Here is a 17,016-nt window from a genome sequence, read left to right on the forward strand (position 1 = left end):
ATTCGATTTCTTCACCGCTAGAGCAAAGCACCAACAACTCGGCAGGGCGCAGCATGACACTCTATCGGGCCGATCCGAAACACGGCGTCGCCTGGGTCACGGGCGGCAGCAGCGGCATTGGCCGTTCGCTGGCCAGGGACCTGGCGTCACAAGGCTATGCGGTGGCGGTGACAGCGCTGGACGACGATCCGATCGACACGCTCATCGTCGAGACCGCGCAGATGCCGGGCAAGGTCGTGTCCTTTCCCTGCGACGTCACCGACGAGCCGCGCATGGCAAGAACGGTCGCCGCGATCGAGAAGGACCTCGGACCGATCGTGCTCGCCATATTCAATGCTGGAAATTACATCTCGACACCCGGCGAATCCCTCGTCGTCAAGGACTTCCGCCGCTCCTTCGAGGTCAACTATTTCGGCATCATCAATGGGCTGGTGCCTGTCGTCGAGCATATGCGGGTGCGCGCGCGCGGCCATGTCGTTCTGGTCGGCTCGGTGACCGCCTATTTTGGCTGGCCGACCACGGCCGCCTATGGCGGCACCAAGGCCGCCATCAACATCCTGGCCGAGTCGCTGAAGTATGATTTCGACAAGATGAACATCCGCGTTCAGGTGATAAATCCCGGTTTTGTCGATACGCCATTGACCGAAAAGAACATGCTGCCGATGCCGGGCCTGATGCCGGTCGGCCGCGCGACCCGCCGCATGGTGCGGGGCATCAAGTCCGGTGGCTTCGAAGTGACCTTCCCTTACCGGACGAGCTGGCCGCTGAAAATTCTTGGCATGCTGCCAAGGCCTTTATGCCGATGGGTGATCATCCTGACGACCAGCTGGAAGGCACGGCCGCTGCATTACGAGCGCAAACCGCCCAACGAATAGATGCCCACAGGATTGCTGGCATGGCTGCCTGAACGGCCGTTGCCTGTCCATGGCCACCGCCATAGGTTGAATATTGTTGCGTGGAGTCTGCGATGGGGCGACGGATCGTGCTTGCTGTGCTGGGCCTGGTCGCCATCCTTGCACTGACCTTGGTACTGGGTCCACGCGTAGCGATCGACACCACGATCCGCTTCGATCCTTCCGTCATCGGCGACGACCCACAAGCCTATGTGGCAAAAGTGGAGGCCGCCGTACCCAATAACCGCGACGGGTTGGAAAAGGAGATCGTCTGGGCCAACCCGATGGTGCATGCCAAGACCCCGCTGTCGATCGTCTACATCCACGGCTTTTCCGCATCGAAGGGCGAGCTGCGCCCGCTACCAGACGACGTGGCCGACCAGCTCGACGCCAACCTGTTCTACACCCGCCTCACCGGTCATGGCCAAGACGGCGAAGCGATGACGCAAGGCAGCGTCAATGCCTGGATCAACGACTATGAGGAGGCGATCGCCATCGGCCGGGCAATCGGCGACAAGGTGATCGTCATCTCGACGTCGACCGGCGGCTCGCTGGCGGCCTGGGCGGCGACGCAGCCCGGGGCATCCGAGGGTGTGGCGGCCATTGCATTCATCTCGCCCAATTTCGGCGTGAAAGCATCCGGCGCAGAGATCCTGACCATGCCCTGGGGCAAGCAGATCGCCGAACTCGTCGCCGGCAAGGAGCGCAGCTTCGTGCCACGCAATGCGCTGCATGAGAAATTGTGGACCACCAGATATCCGATCGCCGCGACGATGCCGATGCAGGCCCTGACCGAGCTTGCCTATGGCGCGCCTGTGGAGAAGGCGACCATCCCTGCCCTGTTCATCTTCTCGGATATCGACAAGGTAGTACGGCCCGACCGCACCCGCGAAATCGCCGCACGCTGGGGTGGCGCGCATGAGCTGGTGCCCATGGAAAGCACCGGCGATCCCGACAATCATGTCATTGCCGGCGACGCGCTGTCGCCATCCACCACGGCGTTCCTGGCGCAACGGATTGCCGTCTGGATCGAAGCGGTGGCGAAATAGGCTTCAAGAAGAAGAGGGCGGCCGAAGCATTGCCTCGGCCGCCCTCTTCTTTGTTATCCGGTCAACCAGCCAACCCCAGGGATTGGAGGCGTCCGTGAGGCCTATCAAGCAGCCCGCGCTGCCGGACGCTTGCCGCCGAAGCGGCGCTTGTTGTTGCCCTTGAAGGGCTTGGCGCCTTCGGGCTTGCGCTCGCCGGCAAAGGCCGGCTTGTCGCCGAAGCGCTTCTTGCCGAAGCCGTTGTTCTGCTTCTTCTCGCCGCCCGGCCGCCGGCCGTCGCGACGGCCGTTACGGTCGCTGCGATCGTTGGCGGGTTCGAAGCGCTCGTTCTTCTCAGCCGGATTGCGTGCCGGATCGGGGCTGCCGAGATGGTCGGCAACAACAGGCAGCTTGGTGCGGATGATCCGCTCGACCTGGCGCAGCTTGCTGTTCTCCGAAGGATCGCAAAGCGTGATCGCGATGCCCTCCATACCGTTGCGGCCGGTGCGGCCGATGCGGTGGACGTAGCTTTCCGCCTCATCCGGAAGGTCGAAATTCACGACATGGCTGATGCCGGGCACGTCGATGCCACGCGCCGCGATGTCGGTCGCGACCAGAATGCGCACCGAGCCGTCACGGAAGTCATTCAGCGCCTTCTGGCGGGCATTCTGCGACTTGTTGCCATGGATGACGGCGGCCTTGAAGCCGTCGCGCTCGAGGTCCTTGGTCACCCGGTCCGCACCATGCTTGGTGCGCGAAAAGATGATGACGGACTTCATCGCCGCGTCAGCGAGCATCGTCGACAGAACCTGGCGCTTCTGCTTGGTGCGGGCGAAGACGACGCCCTGCACGATCTCGGCCGCCGCGGTGCTTTGCGGCGAAACTTCAATGCGGACCGGGTTCTTCAGGAGGCCCTTGGCGAGCTCGGCGATCTCGTCCGGCATGGTGGCCGAGAACAGTGCCGTCTGGCGGTCGGGCGCGGTCGCCTTGGCAATGCGCTTGACGTCATTGATGAAGCCCATGTCGAGCATGCGATCGCCCTCATCCAGCACCAGCCATTTGGTGTCCGAGAGGATGAGGTCGCCCTCGCGCACGAGGTCGGTCAAGCGGCCGGGCGTGGCGATGAGGATATCGACGCCGGGAGCAACCTTCTTCACCTGGCTGAAGCGCGAGACGCCGCCCAGTACGAGTGCCGTCGAGACATGCGCGCCCTTGGCGAGGATCTTGATCGTGTCCTCGATCTGCACGGCGAGTTCACGGGTCGGCGCCAGGATCAGCGCACGGGTCGTCTTGGCGCGCCGCTTGGTGCCGAGCGCAATGATCTTCGACAGGATCGGCAGCGCGAAGGCCGCGGTCTTGCCGGAGCCGGTCTGCGCGATGCCGAAAATGTCACGGCCTTCCAGCTGCGGCGGGATCGCCTGCATCTGGATCGGCTTCGGTTCGGCGAAGCCGGCATTGTGGGTTGCCTTGAGCAGCGCACCCGTAATTCCCAGCGCCGCGAAACCGGAGAGTTCCGCGGTTTCATTGCCGGGCAAAGTATGTTCGTTGGTCAAAATAATCTTCTTTCACGCGGCCTCTGGCCGCAAACATCAATGGCGGCAGGGCGCAACCTGCCGTCGGATAAACTGTCATGGAACGACAAGGCGGCGGACAGGATTGTCCGCGCGGCTGCGCTGTCGTGCCCGCAGGCATCATGCCACGGGGCTTTTTCGCCACTTTGTGATGTACCGGAAAGAGGGGCCGATATACCGGAAAGAGGGAAAACAGACGCAACCAGTCTCATTCGTCGAGAAGGCCGGTGAGTCCGGCCCAAGCGCCTATGCCGCTGCATATGGCTGAGTTCGCCCCGAAATGCAAGGGCTCCATGTTGCAGCGCAACAAAAACGGACCAAAAAGCCGACGCTTGCGCTCCCCGTCGGGCATCATTACCACAAACGCAGCTTCCGTTTTCTGGGGACCGAGCGATGAAGGACGTGCTGAAGGAACTCGAGCGGCGGCGCGACATCGCCCGCATGGGTGGCGGCCAGGCCCGCATCGACGCCCAGCACAAGAAGGGCAAGCTCACCGCGCGCGAACGAATCGAGGTGTTCCTCGACGAAGGCTCGTTCGAGGAGTTCGACATGTATGTCGAGCATCGCTCGACCGATTTTGGCATGGAGAAGACCAAGATCGCAGGTGATGGCGTCGTCACGGGCTGGGGTACGGTCAATGGCCGCCCGGTCTATCTCTTCGCCAAGGATTTCACAGTGTTCGGCGGCTCGCTGTCGGAAGCCCATGCCGAAAAGGTCATCAAGGTGCAGGAGATGGCGCTGCGCAACCGTGCGCCGATCATCGGCCTCTACGATGCCGGCGGGGCGCGCATCCAGGAAGGCGTGGCGGCACTCGGCGGCTATGCCGAAATCTTCCAGCGCAACGTGCTCGCTTCGGGCGTCATACCGCAGATCTCCGTCATCATGGGCCCTTGTGCCGGCGGTGACGTCTATTCGCCGGCCATGACCGATTTCATCTTCATGGTGCGCGACACCTCCTACATGTTCGTCACCGGGCCGGACGTGGTGAAGACCGTGACCAACGAGACGGTGACAGCCGAGAGCCTCGGCGGTGCTTCCGTCCACACGACGAAATCCTCGATCGCCGATGGCGCCTATGACGATGACGTCGAAGCACTCCTGCAGATGCGCCGGCTGATCGACCTGCTACCGGCTTCCAACACATCAGAGATTCCCGAGATCGAATGCTACCAGTCGGTCACCGATCATGACATGTCGCTCGACCGGCTGATCCCCGACAACGCCAACAAGCCCTATGACATCAGGGAATTGATCCTGAAGGTCGCCGACGAGGGCGATTTCTTCGAGATCCAGCAGAGCTTTGCGAAGAATATCGTCACCGGTTTCGGCCGGGTCGAGGGCCGCACGGTCGGCTTTGTCGCCAACCAGCCAATGGTGCTGGCGGGTGTGCTCGATTCCGACGCCAGCCGCAAGGCGGCACGCTTCGTGCGCTTCTGCGACTGTTTTTCAATCCCAATCGTCACCTTCGTCGATGTTCCCGGCTTTCTGCCGGGTACCGCGCAGGAATATGGCGGCCTGATCAAGCATGGCGCCAAGCTGCTCTTCGCCTATGCCGAGGCGACCGTGCCGAAGATCACCGTCATCACCCGCAAGGCCTATGGCGGCGCCTATGACGTGATGGCGTCAAAACATCTGCGCGGCGACATGAACTATGCCTGGCCGACGGCGCAGATCGCGGTGATGGGCGCCAGAGGCGCGGTCGAGATCATCTACCGCAAGGACATCGGCGATGGCGAAAAGATCGCTGCCCATACAAAGGCTTACGAGGATCGCTTCCTGTCGCCTTTCGTGGCCGCCGAGCGCGGCTATGTCGACGAGGTGATCATGCCGCACTCGACCCGCCGCCGTATCGCCCGGGCGCTTCGCATGCTGCGCAACAAGGACATGCAGAACCCCTGGAAGAAGCACGACAACATTCCGCTGTGAACTGGTGTCGCGGGCATCGCGGTTGATCAGCGCCCGTCTCCTGCAGCCACCAGGTCGCGCAGCACCGGCACCAGCGCCAGCGGCAAGTCCTCGGCGATCAGCCCCGGCCCAAACCGACTGCCCGCCTCGGCATGGATCCAGACCGCCGCGCAGGCCGCTTCGAATGCCGGCATGCCTTGGGCAAGCAGTCCGGCCGCGATGCCGGACAACACATCGCCCGACCCCGCTGTGGCAAGCCAGGCCACGCCGTTGGAATTGATCGCCGCCCTGCCATCCGGAGCGGCGATCACCGTATCGGCGCCCTTGTAGACGATGACGGCATTGGCATTCGCGGCAGCCGAGCGTGCCTTGTCCAGCTTCGAGGAGGCATTGTCGTCGGCGATACCAGGAAACAGCCTGGCGAACTCGCCTTCATGCGGTGTCATCACCAGCGCCGGCGCGTCCGGCCCACGGGCGGCTTCGAACAAAACGTCTGGCGCCTCCCGAAAACTCGTGATCGCGTCGGCGTCGAAGACCAGGCCGTCAATTCCGGTGGAGGCGGCCGCTGGCTTGCCCGACGCGAGCAGCGCGAGCGCGAACGCCTTGGTTTTTTCACCGACGCCAAAGCCGGGTCCGAGAACAAAGGCCGATGGCCGACGTTCCCCGACAAATGCCTCAATGTCGGCAGTGTCGTCGGTCCTGCGCAACATGATCGAGGTCAGGTGCGCGGCATTGACCTGCATGGCGTTGCCCGGCGACAGAAGCGTCACCGCCCCTGCCCCGCTTCGGGCGGCGGCAAGCGCCGAGAGCCGCGCCGCGCCGGTAGCGTTGGGTCCACCGGAAAAGACACCGACATGGCCGCGCTTGTATTTGTGCGCGTCGACGGCCGGCACCGGCAAACCGCGCAACCAAAGCTCCGGTCCGTTCTCGAATGTCCGGGGCTGGAGCGTTGCGATGATCTGCGCGCCGATGCCGATATCGGCAAGCACGATCTCGCCGCATCGTTCCCGGCCGGGCAGGAGCATATGGCCGGGTTTCTTGCGCGCGAAGGTCACGGTGAGGTCGGCTGAGAACGATGTGCCGAGCACCTTGCCGCTGTCACCGGAGATACCGGAAGGCAGGTCGACCGCGACAACCGGCAGATGCAGGTCGCTCACGAGATCGACCGCCCTGGCAGCCTCGCCGGACAGCGGCTTGGACAGCCCTGCCCCGTAAAGCGCATCGACCACGATCGAGCCGGGTCCGGCATTAAAGTCCGATAGCGGCTGGGGCCTGACGGAGCATTCCGCGGCGGCGAGTGCCGCGTCGCTATCCGGCCTTGGCGGACCATGCGCCCAGACCGTGGTGGCGACGCCGCTGCCGGCAAGGACCTGGGCAACGATATAACCGTCGCCGCCATTGTTGCCCGGGCCGCACAACACATGGACGTGCGCCGCCGCGGGATAGCGCCTGAGCACTTGCGCCGCGACGGCTTGCCCGGCACGGCGCATCAATCCAATGCCGTCGGTTGGACCTGCTGCAATAGTCAGCCGATCCGCCTCGCCCATATCGGCGGAAGTAAGAAGTTCGTGGCTCATGGATTGCCGATCCGCATTCGATCAAGCATTGTCCAGTTTTCGGCTCGACGCAAACGGGGAGGAGTTGCCGCTGTCATGGCCACGTCGATCGGCGCAAGGATCGCAGGCACCAAGCTGCCCGCAAGATGAGCAATTTGCCCAGATATTGGGCAGACACGTACAGTGACGCCGGATAGGCTGTTGCCCTTCATGCCGCTTCCAATGCAGCGAATGACGCGAATTTACATCTGGGGGTGACATGGCTTTGAAATCGTATGACACCGCTTCTGTTCCCTCCGACTGGCACAGTTCGTGCTTGATGGAGGCGCAAGCGGGGGCTCACAACCCGTTTTTTTGGCAGTGGAGGCCACCTTTTACATGAAAAAGATCGAAGCGATCATCAAGCCATTCAAGCTGGACGAAGTGAAGGAAGCGCTTCAGGAGGCTGGACTGCAAGGCATTACCGTGACCGAGGCCAAGGGTTTCGGGCGCCAGAAGGGTCACACCGAACTCTACCGCGGCGCCGAATATGTCGTCGACTTCCTGCCCAAGGTGAAGATCGAGGTCGTGCTCGGCGACGATGCCGTGGAAGGCGCGATCGAGGCCATCCGCAAGGCGGCCCAGACCGGCCGTATCGGCGACGGCAAGATCTTCGTCTCCAACATCGAGGAAGTCGTGCGCATCCGCACCGGCGAAACCGGCATGGACGCGGTTTGATCCGACCCGGCCATCCTCTAAGAAACGTCATCCATCAAAAAACGTCAGCACACAGGGATACATGACATGACGACAGCCAAAGACATCATGAAGCAGATCAAGGACAACGACGTGAAATTCGTCGACCTGCGCTTCACCGACCCGAAGGGCAAGCTGCAGCACGTGACGATGGATGTCGTCGAGGTCGAGGAAGACATGTTCGCCGACGGTGTCATGTTCGACGGCTCCTCGATCGCCGGCTGGAAGGCCATCAACGAGTCCGACATGGTGTTGATGCCCGATCCGGACACGGTCCACATGGACCCGTTCTTCGCGCAGTCGACCATGGTTATCCTGTGCGACATCCTCGACCCGGTCTCGGGCGAATCCTACAACCGCGATCCGCGCGGCACGGCCAAGAAGGCCGAGGCCTACATGAAGGCGGAAGGCATCGGCGACACCATCTACGTCGGCCCGGAAGCCGAGTTCTTCGTGTTCGACGACGTCAAGTACAAGGCCGATCCCTACAACACCGGCTTCAAGCTCGATTCGACCGAACTGCCGTCGAACGACGACACCGACTACGAAACCGGCAACCTCGGTCACCGGCCGCGCATCAAGGGCGGCTATTTTCCGGTGCCGCCGATCGATTCGGCGCAGGACATGCGTTCCGAAATGCTGACGGTGCTGGCCGAAATGGGCGTGCGCGTCGAAAAGCATCACCATGAGGTGGCCGCCGCCCAGCACGAACTGGGCATCAAGTTCGACACGCTGGTCCGCAACGCCGACAAGATGCTGATCTACAAGTATGTCGTGCACCAGGTCGCCAACGCCTATGGCAAGACCGCCACCTTCATGCCGAAGCCGATCTTCGGCGACAACGGCTCGGGCATGCACGTCCACCAGTCGATTTGGAAGGGCGGCAAGCCGACCTTCGCCGGCAATGAATATGCCGGTCTGTCGGAGAGCTGCCTGTTCTACATCGGCGGCATCATCAAGCATGCCAAGGCGATCAATGCCTTCACCAACCCGCTGACCAACTCCTACAAGCGTCTGGTGCCTGGCTACGAAGCGCCGGTGCTGCTCGCCTATTCGGCGCGCAACCGCTCGGCCTCCTGCCGCATCCCATTCGGCTCGTCGCCAAAGGCCAAGCGCGTCGAGGTCCGCTTCCCGGATCCGGGCGCGAACCCCTATCTCGCTTTCGCCGCCATGCTGATGGCCGGCCTCGACGGCATCAAGAACAAGATCCATCCGGGACAGCCGATGGACAAGGATCTCTACGACCTGCCGCCGAAGGAGCTGAAGAAGATCCCGACCGTCTGCGGCTCGCTGCGTGAAGCGCTGCAAAGCCTCGACAAGGATCGCGGCTTCCTGAAGGCCGGCGGCGTCTTCGACGACGACCAGATCGATAGCTACATCGAACTGAAAATGGCGGAAGTGATGCGCTTCGAAATGACCCCGCATCCGGTCGAATACGACATGTACTATTCGGTCTAGGATTCCGTTCGGATAATGTTTCAAAGCCCTTGAAGGATTTCCCCCTTCAAGGGCTTTTTGCTGATCCAAAGGGCTCTGTCGATGGATTGTTTGCGGACAGCCACGCACGATGGTCAACTTGCTTAGGTTTTGAAGGACGGATCGCAGCTGGAGCTGCCGGGCCTCGCGGCGGCCGCCGGCGAAAGACCTCAGGTCACGGGCGGCAGGACCCAGCCAGTGCCCATTCGAGCAAGTAGCCGTAGCCTTTCGAGCGCAATCGAACGCCAGGAGCGAGCGGCGCACTGCCTCAGGCTGCAATGCCCGCTCGTCCGGCGCCCCCGCCAATGCAGTCGTTCACGAAACCCCCGCCCCGTTCGAACAGCATCGCTTGGCGTAACCCATAGCCATGAATACGCATGCCGCGGCGTCATATGTCAACGCCACGGAGGTATGGCACCAACTGGCGATTTCCTTGCATGAACAGTGGCTTATACAAGGGTTCGTTGGTGTACGGACGAGCCGGAAACAGGCAGTTTTCCGGGCTTTTTCACCAAATACAGAAAAGCAAGCCATCGATGAAGGGTATGGCATGCCGGCCAAAAGCCTCCTCATTCGCTGAAGCTGACCCGACCTTTTCAGCCTGACTTTTTTTGGGTGTATTCAAGTCGCAGCCGTTCGATCGGTTTTGATGGACGTTCAGCGCCTGTTCCGCCCACTCGCTGCTAACGTGGCATCCCGGAGCGAGTCTCTCCGGAATGGACGGGCCGCCACAAAAGAGAACCCCGGCGACGGCCGGGGTTCTCGCAAGGACAGAGCGTCGGAGGGTAACGCCTATCCAGCAAGCTCGTCGGGACCGTGCAGCTTCCAGTCCGTTCGCCTGGCCAGGATCAGCAGGTAGTAGATTGCCGCCACTGCCATGATCAGCAGCGTCGCGATCAGGCTCGGGCGCCCGAAAGCGGCATCGAGCAGGTTCTGGTAGGCGACATAGACCAGCGCCACAAAGGCAAGGACGGCCGGCACCGGGAACAGCGGCATGCGGTAGTGTCCGCCAGCCGTGGTGCCATTGCGGCGGCCGGCAAACACCGCCACGCACAAAAGCGCGTAGATCACCACCAGCGACGTGCCGCTGACCACCAGCAGCAGATTGAGATCGATGAAGCAGGCGAGCGCAGCCAGCACCGCCACGACGATGGTGGCGATCCAGGGCGATGCGTAGCTGCCATGGACCGAGGCGACGGCGGCGTTGATTGGGCCGAACCAGGTCTTGTCGCGGCCGGAGCTGAACAGCAGCCTGGCGGCCTGCAGGATGATGGCGATGACGGCGTTGAAGATGGCGACGACGATGGCAAGGCTGATCAGAACCGTCAGCGCATGGCCGCCGCGCGCTTCCAGAAAATACTCGATCTTCTGGGGTGCCGCGAGCAGGCCGGGAAGGTCCGGAGACCCCAGCAGCACCGCCGTCAGCGGAATGAGTTCGGCCGCGACGGTAATCACCAATGCCCAGAGCACCACCTTGCCGATGTTGCGCCTGGCATCCTGCGTCTCCTCGCCAAGATAAGCGGCCGCGCCATAGCCGTTATAGGCAAACAGCGAAACAGCGGTTGATGCCAGGATGATGCCGGCCGAGGCCGGAACAAGCGTGTTCGTGGTGGCGTCGAGCAATTGCGGCGAGGTGAACAGGCTGGAGAGCGGCCGTTCGACATGGGCAAAGCCGAGACCCGTCAGGATCAGCAGCGCCAGCATCTCGATGCCGAGGAAAATGCCGGTGACGAAGGCATTGAGCTTGATTCGCATCGCCGCGACCGTGCCGGCCAGCCCGATCGTCACCACGCCGACCCATTGCGGACTGAGGTTGGGGATGAGCACGCCGAGATAGGTGCCGACACCAAGCGCGATGACGGCGACGATCAGCACGATCGAGACAAACACCAGCACCAGCGTGACGAAGCCCCAGAAGCGGCCGAGCGTGCGGCCGATCATGGTGTATTCGCCGCCGGCCATCGGATAGGCCGACGAGAGCTCGGCATACACGAAGGCCATGAACAGCCCGATGACCGCGGCAATGACGAAACTGAGGAATGAACCGGTGCCGGCCAGCGCGATGACGCCCGGCACGATGATGAACACCGAGGATGCCGGCGTCACTGCCGACAGCACGATCATCAGCGTGCCGAGCGCATTCAGTGCCCGATCCAGTCCCTTGGCGGCGGGCGCGGCCTTGGCGGTTGCCCCTGTCGTTGCTTCGTTTGTAGACATCTTCCTCCTCTTTTTTTAATAAAATAAAAATTTCCTCCGATGAGGAACCTATCGACGGAGTCAGATATCGTCAATAAATATAGCGCATTGGTGCTTGCGAAATTTCATGAGGCTGTTTTAAACTGAATCAAATTCAGGAAACGAAGATGGGACGACCCAAAACCCAGACCGATCGTCGCCTCACGCTCGTCGCGGCAGCGGAATCGATGATCGCCAAGCGCGGCCTTGCCGGCGTCACGTTGCGCGACGTCGCCAATGAAGCAGGGATGAGTTCGAGCGCCCTGCTCTACTATTATCCGGGGCTGAAGGACCTGCTGGACGATGTGCAACGCAAAGCCGTCGAGCGGTTCTGCACCATACGCGCTGCGTCGGCTGCCGAGATCGCCGATCCGCGGCTGCGGCTGAAAACGATGATTGAAAGCGGACTGCCGACGGACACGGACGATCAGCTCTGCCGGCTGCTGCTCGAACTTGGCGCCTATTCGCGCTCGGATGCGAGCTACGCGGCCCGCCACATCACTTTGTTCGAGCGGCAGGTGTCGATCTATGTCGGCATACTGGAGGCGGGCGCCGCCACCGGCATCTTTAAACTACGGGCGACCAGCGAGACGATCGCACGCAGCCTGGTCGTGCTGGAGGACGGCCTGGGGCTGCATCTCGTCAATGTCGTGCCCGCGGTCGATCAGCCTTCGGCGATGGCGATCCTGACCAGCTATGCCGAGCTTGCGACGGGCTGCAGCCTTCGCTGAGCCAGAATATCAGTCAACGGAGCGGAACCCCAGCATGGACCAACTGCCGACCCATACCACCACGCCAGCCGGCAAGGCCCGCGCCCGGGCGCTCGCCATTCCCTTGCAGGGCACGCCCGGCCCCGCCAATGCCATCACCGATGTCAGAGGCGTCCTGGTCGGCTACTCCACGATCATCAAGGGCGAAGGCAGGCTCACGCTCGGACAGGGACCGGTGCGCACCGGCGTGACGGCCATACTGCCGTTCGGCCATGACGGCGTCGGCATGGCCTGCGCCGCCGGCTATCACTCCTTCAACGGCAATGGCGAAATGACCGGCGCCTCGTGGATAGAGGAAGCCGGCTGCATCAGCCTGCCGATCCTGATCACCAACACCCATGCGGTCGGCCCCTGTCATCGCGGCATCATCGACTGGGTGGCGCGCCACAAGCCCGACGTCGCCAACCAGTGGCTGCTGCCGGTGGTGGCCGAAACCTGGGATGGCTATCTCAACGATATCAACGGCTCGCATGTCACGGTCGACCATGCGATCGCGGCGATCGACAATGCGACGAGCGGGCACATCGAGGAAGGCTCGGTCGGCGGCGGCACGGGCATGAACTGCTACGCCTTCAAGGGCGGCTCGGGCACGGCTTCAAGGATCGTCGACTACGGCCATCGCGCCTACACGGTCGGCGTCTTCCTGCAAGCCAATTTCGGCTCGCGCCGCGAACTCACCGTTGCCGGCGCGCCAATCGGCAACGAACTGGTCGACGACAACCCGATGGAGGCCTATTTCAGCGGCGGCCCGACGGGCGCCGGATCCTGCATCGGCATCGTCGCCACCGATGCGCCGCTGCTGCCTGGCCAGTGCAAGGCGCTGGCCAGGCGCGTGCCGCTCGGCCTCGCACGGACAGGCACCACCGGCTCGCATTTCTCCGGCGATATCTTTCTCGCTTTCTCGACCGCCAACCGCGACGCCCTCAACGGCCGCTTCCCGCAAGGACCGGCGACCGAACACAGCTATGGGCACATGGATTTCATCCCGTGGGGTCGCATGGATGATTTCTACGCAGCCGTCGTGCAAGCAGCCGAAGAGGCCGTGCTCAACGCGCTTGTTGCCAACAGCGACATGATCGGCCGCGACGGCAATCGGAGCCCTGCCCTGCCGCATGCCAAGGTGGTGACGGCACTGAACGCGCGTGGAGTCATGGCCGATTGACAGTAACGGAGGCCAATCCGGCAAACTGCTTGACGAAAAAGGCCCGGGCGCTTCCGCCCGGGCCTTTTTCATAATGGGCATCCGTTCGCGGCGCGGAGTTGCATGCGCCGCAAAGACATCAGGCGGCGGCCGAAACCTCCGCGCTCGCCGGCACCGAAGCGATCGTCTTCAGGATCTGCGAGGCGATCTGGTAGGGGTCGCCCTGCGAGTTCGGACGGCGGTCTTCCAGATAGCCCTTGTAGTCGTTCTTGACGAACGAATGCGGGACGCGGATCGAGGCGCCGCGATCGGCGATTCCATAGCTGAACCTGTTCCACGGCGCTGTCTCATGCTTGCCGGTCAAACGTTTGTCGTTGTCCGGGCCGTAGACGGCGATGTGGTCCATCAGGTTCTTATCGAAAGCCGCCATCAGCGCTTCGAAATAGGCCTTGCCGCCGACTTCACGCATATAGGCGGTCGAGAAATTGGCATGCATGCCCGAGCCGTTCCAGTCGGTGTCGCCGAGCGGCTTGCAATGGTATTCGATGTCGATGCCGTATTTCTCGGTCAGGCGCTGCATCAGATAGCGGGCCATCCACATCTGGTCGGCGGCCTTTTTGGAACCCTTGCCGAAAATCTGGAATTCCCACTGGCCCTTGGCCACTTCGGCGTTGATGCCTTCGTGGTTGATGCCGGCCGCGAGGCAGAGATCAAGATGTTCCTCGACGATCTGGCGCGCGACGGAGCCGACGTTCGAATAGCCGACGCCGGTATAGTACGGGCCCTGCGGTGCGGGATAGCCGCTCTCGGGGAAGCCGAGCGGACGGCCGTCCTTGTAGAAGAAATACTCCTGCTCGAAGCCGAACCAGGCGCCTTCGTCGTCGAGGATGGTGGCGCGCTTGTTGGATGCATGCGGCGTCACGCCATCGGGCATCATGACTTCGCACATGACGAGCACGCCGTTGGTGCGGGCCGGATCGGGATAGACCGCGACCGGCTTCAGCACGCAGTCGGAGCTATGCCCTTCGGCCTGCTGTGTCGAGGACCCGTCGAAGCCCCACAGCGGCAGCTGCTCGAGCGTCGGGAACTCGGCGAATTCCTTGATCTGCGTCTTGCCGCGAAGATTGGGGACCGGGGTGTATCCATCGAGCCAGATATACTCGAGCTTGTATTTGGTCATTCTAGAGCCTCTCGTTGCTTGGACACCGCAAGCAGGCGGTGTCGATGCATGGCCGAAACAGGCCGGCCTGCCGATGATTAAAAAGCAATTCGTATGCCACTCGGCCTCCGACGGGTGCGGCAAAATGCTCATGCCAAGGCTTTGATTTTGCTGAGCCGTCTCAGCAATGCGTCCGGATCGCACAAGCGGCAATACTGCTTAAATCATAGGCAAATCATGATCTTTTCGTAGGCATATTGCCTAAATGAATCGCAGAACCTATTTTGGTGAGAACTGAATCGACGAGCTTCTGAAAAAGCAGGGAGATCGGCAATGCAAGTCACGCAATCGCGTCCGTCGGCGAAAATCCTGATGTTCCCGCTGGCAGCGCGCAGGACTGCCTTAAATTTAGGCGCCAAGGCCAAATTCGCGGCAGAGCTTGCCGCGCTTCGCGGCGAGCACGCCGATTTCGATGGTTGGTACCACGAGGCCGCCGTCGAGGAAGAAAACCCGCAACGGAAAAGCTGAAGCCGCTCCACGTCGATCTCGCATGAAAAAGCCCGGCGCGATCGCTCGCGCCGGGCTTTTCGTTCGTAAGAGCCTATCGACTACTCCTTGGCGTGCAGGTCGGTTCCCAGCGTATCCTTGACGAAGATCATGCCGATGATCAGCGTCATCGCCGCGATGACCACCGGGTACCAAAGGCCATAGTAGATGTCGCCCTTGTAGGCGCTGAGCGCGAACACCGTCGCCGGCAGCAGGCCGCCGAACCAGCCATTGCCGATGTGGTAGGGCAATGACATGCCGGTGTAGCGGATGCGAGTCGGGAACATCTCGACAAGGATCGCCGCGATCGGCCCGTAAACCATGGTCACGAACAGCACCAGGATGAACAGGATACCGATTGTCATCGGCCAGTTCACCGCCGCCGGATCGGCGAACATGGCAAAGGCACCGCCGCCCGGTATGTTGTAGACGGTGACCTCGGGTGCGCCCGCGGCCTCATCGGCGGTCAAGAGCTTGTCCTTGACCGCCTGATCGGTCGGCACCGCTGCCTTCTCGCCGCCGCGGATCGCGGCTGCGTCGAGCTTGAGTTCAGGATTGGCTGCGATGAAGGCATCGAGTTTCTGGTCCGCAACCTTAATTGCCGCACGCTTCAGCGGATAACCGCTGTCCCGCAGGGACATGTTGACGGCCTTGACGAAGACCGCGTCCTTGGCCTTGGCCTGATCGCCGGCCGCGACCGCATCGTAGGACGGCACCGTCTCTGTACCAATCTTGACTGACGCAGCCGTCCCGGGGGCCGCCGTCGACACCACATCGTACGGAACCGAGTTCTTGGTCAGGAACGAAGTCGCGATGTCGCAGGATGTCGTGAATTTCGCCGTGCCGACCGGATTGAACTGGAACCTGCAGTCGCCGGGTGCCGCCGTCACCGTTGCCCGGGTGCTCTGCTGTGCCTTGGCGAGCGCCGGATTGGCGGCCCAGGTCAACGCCTTGAAGAGTGGGAAGGTGCAGACGATGGCCAGCGCAAGGCCAGCCATGATGATCGGCTTGCGGCCGATCTTGTCGGAGAGCCAGCCGAACACGACAAAGAAGATCGAGCCTAGCGCCAGCGCGATGGCGATCATGATGTTGACCGACTGCGCGTCGACTTTCAGCACGTTCTGCAGGAAGAACAGCGCGTAGAACTGGCCGTTGTACCAGACGACGGCCTGACCGGCGGTGAGGCCGAGCAGCGCCAGGAGCGCGATCTTGGCGTTCTTCCACTGACCAAAGGCTTCCGAGAGCGGCGCCTTGGAGCCCTTGCCTTCTTCCTTCATCTTCTGGAAGGTCGGGGACTCCGACAGAGACAACCGGATCCAGATCGAGACGGCGAGCAGCAGGAAAGAGACGATGAAAGGAATGCGCCAGCCCCAGGCGGCGTAAGTCTCCTTGCTCAGCGATCCCTGCACGATAAGGATGATGATCAGCGACAGGAACAGGCCTAGCGTCGCGGTCGTCTGGATCCATGAGGTGTAGAAGCCGCGGCGGTCATCGGGCGCGTGCTCGGCGACGTAGGTGGCCGCACCACCATATTCGCCGCCCAGCGCCAAGCCCTGCAGCATGCGCAGGGCGATCAGGATCACCGGAGCCGCGATGCCCAAGGTCGCATAGCCGGGCAGAAGGCCGACCAGGAAGGTCGAGAGACCCATGATCGTCATGGTGACCAGGAATGTGTATTTGCGGCCGACGAGGTCGCCGATGCGACCGAACAGCAGCGCGCCGAACGGGCGCACCAGGAAGCCCGCGGCAAAGGCAAGCAGCGCGAAGATGTTGCGCGTTGCCTCGGGAATGGTCGGGCTGAAAAAGGTCGAGCCGATGAAAGCCGCCAGCGAGCCGTAGAGATAGAAATCGTACCATTCGAAAACGGTGCCGAGCGAGGAAGCGAAGATGACTTTCTTCTCCTCTCGCGTCATGCCGCGGCTCGTTCCGCCGGCGGTCGATGCCATTGCCATTGAGTTATCCTCCCGTGAGACCCAGTCCTCGATGCTGTGCGCCAACGTCCGC

At 62.2% G+C, this 17,016-nt stretch carries 13 protein-coding genes; 8 read left to right on the forward strand and 5 right to left on the reverse strand.

The features are described from left to right. Positions 1-53: 53 nt before the first annotated feature. Positions 54-875 (forward strand): SDR family oxidoreductase, encoded by an 822-nt coding sequence (locus EN851_RS05720; protein ID WP_127280474.1) that lies wholly within the window; start codon positions 54-56, stop codon positions 873-875. A gap of 92 nt (positions 876-967) precedes the next feature. Next, positions 968-1,942: an alpha/beta fold hydrolase gene (locus tag EN851_RS05725; protein ID WP_135928757.1), complete on the forward strand. Its 975-nt coding sequence runs from the start codon at positions 968-970 to the stop codon at positions 1,940-1,942. 104 nt (positions 1,943-2,046) lie between these two features. On the opposite strand, the gene EN851_RS05730 is transcribed toward EN851_RS05725, so the two are convergent. Further along, entirely contained in the window at positions 2,047-3,471 is a 1,425-nt protein-coding gene (locus tag EN851_RS05730) for a DEAD/DEAH box helicase (RefSeq protein WP_135928758.1), read from the reverse strand. Between the two features lie 411 nt (positions 3,472-3,882). Between EN851_RS05730 and EN851_RS05735 the strand changes: the two genes are divergently transcribed. Beyond that, positions 3,883-5,415, forward strand: a complete 1,533-nt coding sequence (locus tag EN851_RS05735) for an acyl-CoA carboxylase subunit beta (protein ID WP_135928759.1) — start codon at positions 3,883-3,885, stop codon at positions 5,413-5,415. Between the two features lie 26 nt (positions 5,416-5,441). Here EN851_RS05735 and EN851_RS05740 read toward each other — a convergent pair whose 3' ends face one another. Continuing rightward, a complete protein-coding gene (locus tag EN851_RS05740) occupies positions 5,442-6,971 on the reverse strand; it encodes an NAD(P)H-hydrate dehydratase (protein WP_135928760.1) in 1,530 nt (509 codons plus the stop codon). Positions 6,972-7,328: 357 nt separating this feature from the next. On the opposite strand from EN851_RS05740, the gene EN851_RS05745 reads away from it, so the two are divergent. Both EN851_RS05745 and glnA read left to right on the forward strand, forming a co-directional pair. Beyond that, positions 7,329-7,667 carry a P-II family nitrogen regulator gene (locus EN851_RS05745; RefSeq protein WP_006205430.1) on the forward strand — a complete coding sequence of 113 codons (339 nt, stop codon included), beginning with the start codon at positions 7,329-7,331 and terminating at the stop codon, positions 7,665-7,667. Between the two features lie 66 nt (positions 7,668-7,733). Beyond that, entirely contained in the window at positions 7,734-9,143 is a 1,410-nt protein-coding gene (glnA, locus tag EN851_RS05750) for a type I glutamate--ammonia ligase (protein ID WP_127279623.1), read from the forward strand. An 810-nt stretch (positions 9,144-9,953) separates the two neighbouring features. Here the strand turns inward: glnA and EN851_RS05755 are convergent. Further along, positions 9,954-11,378 carry an APC family permease gene (locus tag EN851_RS05755; protein ID WP_135928761.1) on the reverse strand — a complete coding sequence of 475 codons (1,425 nt, stop codon included), beginning with the start codon at positions 11,376-11,378 and terminating at the stop codon, positions 9,954-9,956. A gap of 146 nt (positions 11,379-11,524) precedes the next feature. Here EN851_RS05755 and EN851_RS05760 point away from each other — a divergent pair, with 146 nt between their 5' ends. Continuing rightward, positions 11,525-12,127, forward strand: coding sequence for a TetR/AcrR family transcriptional regulator (locus tag EN851_RS05760; protein WP_127869354.1), 603 nt, complete (start codon positions 11,525-11,527; stop codon positions 12,125-12,127). A 34-nt stretch (positions 12,128-12,161) separates the two neighbouring features. Next, the gene (locus EN851_RS05765) at positions 12,162-13,328 is read left to right on the forward strand and encodes a P1 family peptidase (RefSeq protein WP_135880300.1); all 1,167 of its coding nucleotides are present in this window, start codon (positions 12,162-12,164) and stop codon (positions 13,326-13,328) included. 118 nt (positions 13,329-13,446) lie between these two features. On the opposite strand, the gene EN851_RS05770 is transcribed toward EN851_RS05765, so the two are convergent. Then, positions 13,447-14,487 (reverse strand): glutamine synthetase beta-grasp domain-containing protein, encoded by a 1,041-nt coding sequence (locus EN851_RS05770; protein ID WP_127280110.1) that lies wholly within the window; start codon positions 14,485-14,487, stop codon positions 13,447-13,449. Positions 14,488-14,799: 312 nt separating this feature from the next. Between EN851_RS05770 and EN851_RS05775 the strand changes: the two genes are divergently transcribed. Then, the gene (locus EN851_RS05775) at positions 14,800-14,994 is read left to right on the forward strand and encodes a DUF2735 domain-containing protein (RefSeq protein WP_135880299.1); all 195 of its coding nucleotides are present in this window, start codon (positions 14,800-14,802) and stop codon (positions 14,992-14,994) included. Positions 14,995-15,074: 80 nt separating this feature from the next. On the opposite strand, the gene EN851_RS05780 is transcribed toward EN851_RS05775, so the two are convergent. Next, positions 15,075-16,964 (reverse strand): MFS transporter, encoded by a 1,890-nt coding sequence (locus tag EN851_RS05780; protein ID WP_135918568.1) that lies wholly within the window; start codon positions 16,962-16,964, stop codon positions 15,075-15,077. Positions 16,965-17,016 lie beyond the last annotated feature (52 nt).

The sequence above is a fragment of the Mesorhizobium sp. M8A.F.Ca.ET.208.01.1.1 genome (assembly GCF_004791315.1).
Lineage (GTDB): Bacteria > Pseudomonadota > Alphaproteobacteria > Rhizobiales > Rhizobiaceae > Mesorhizobium.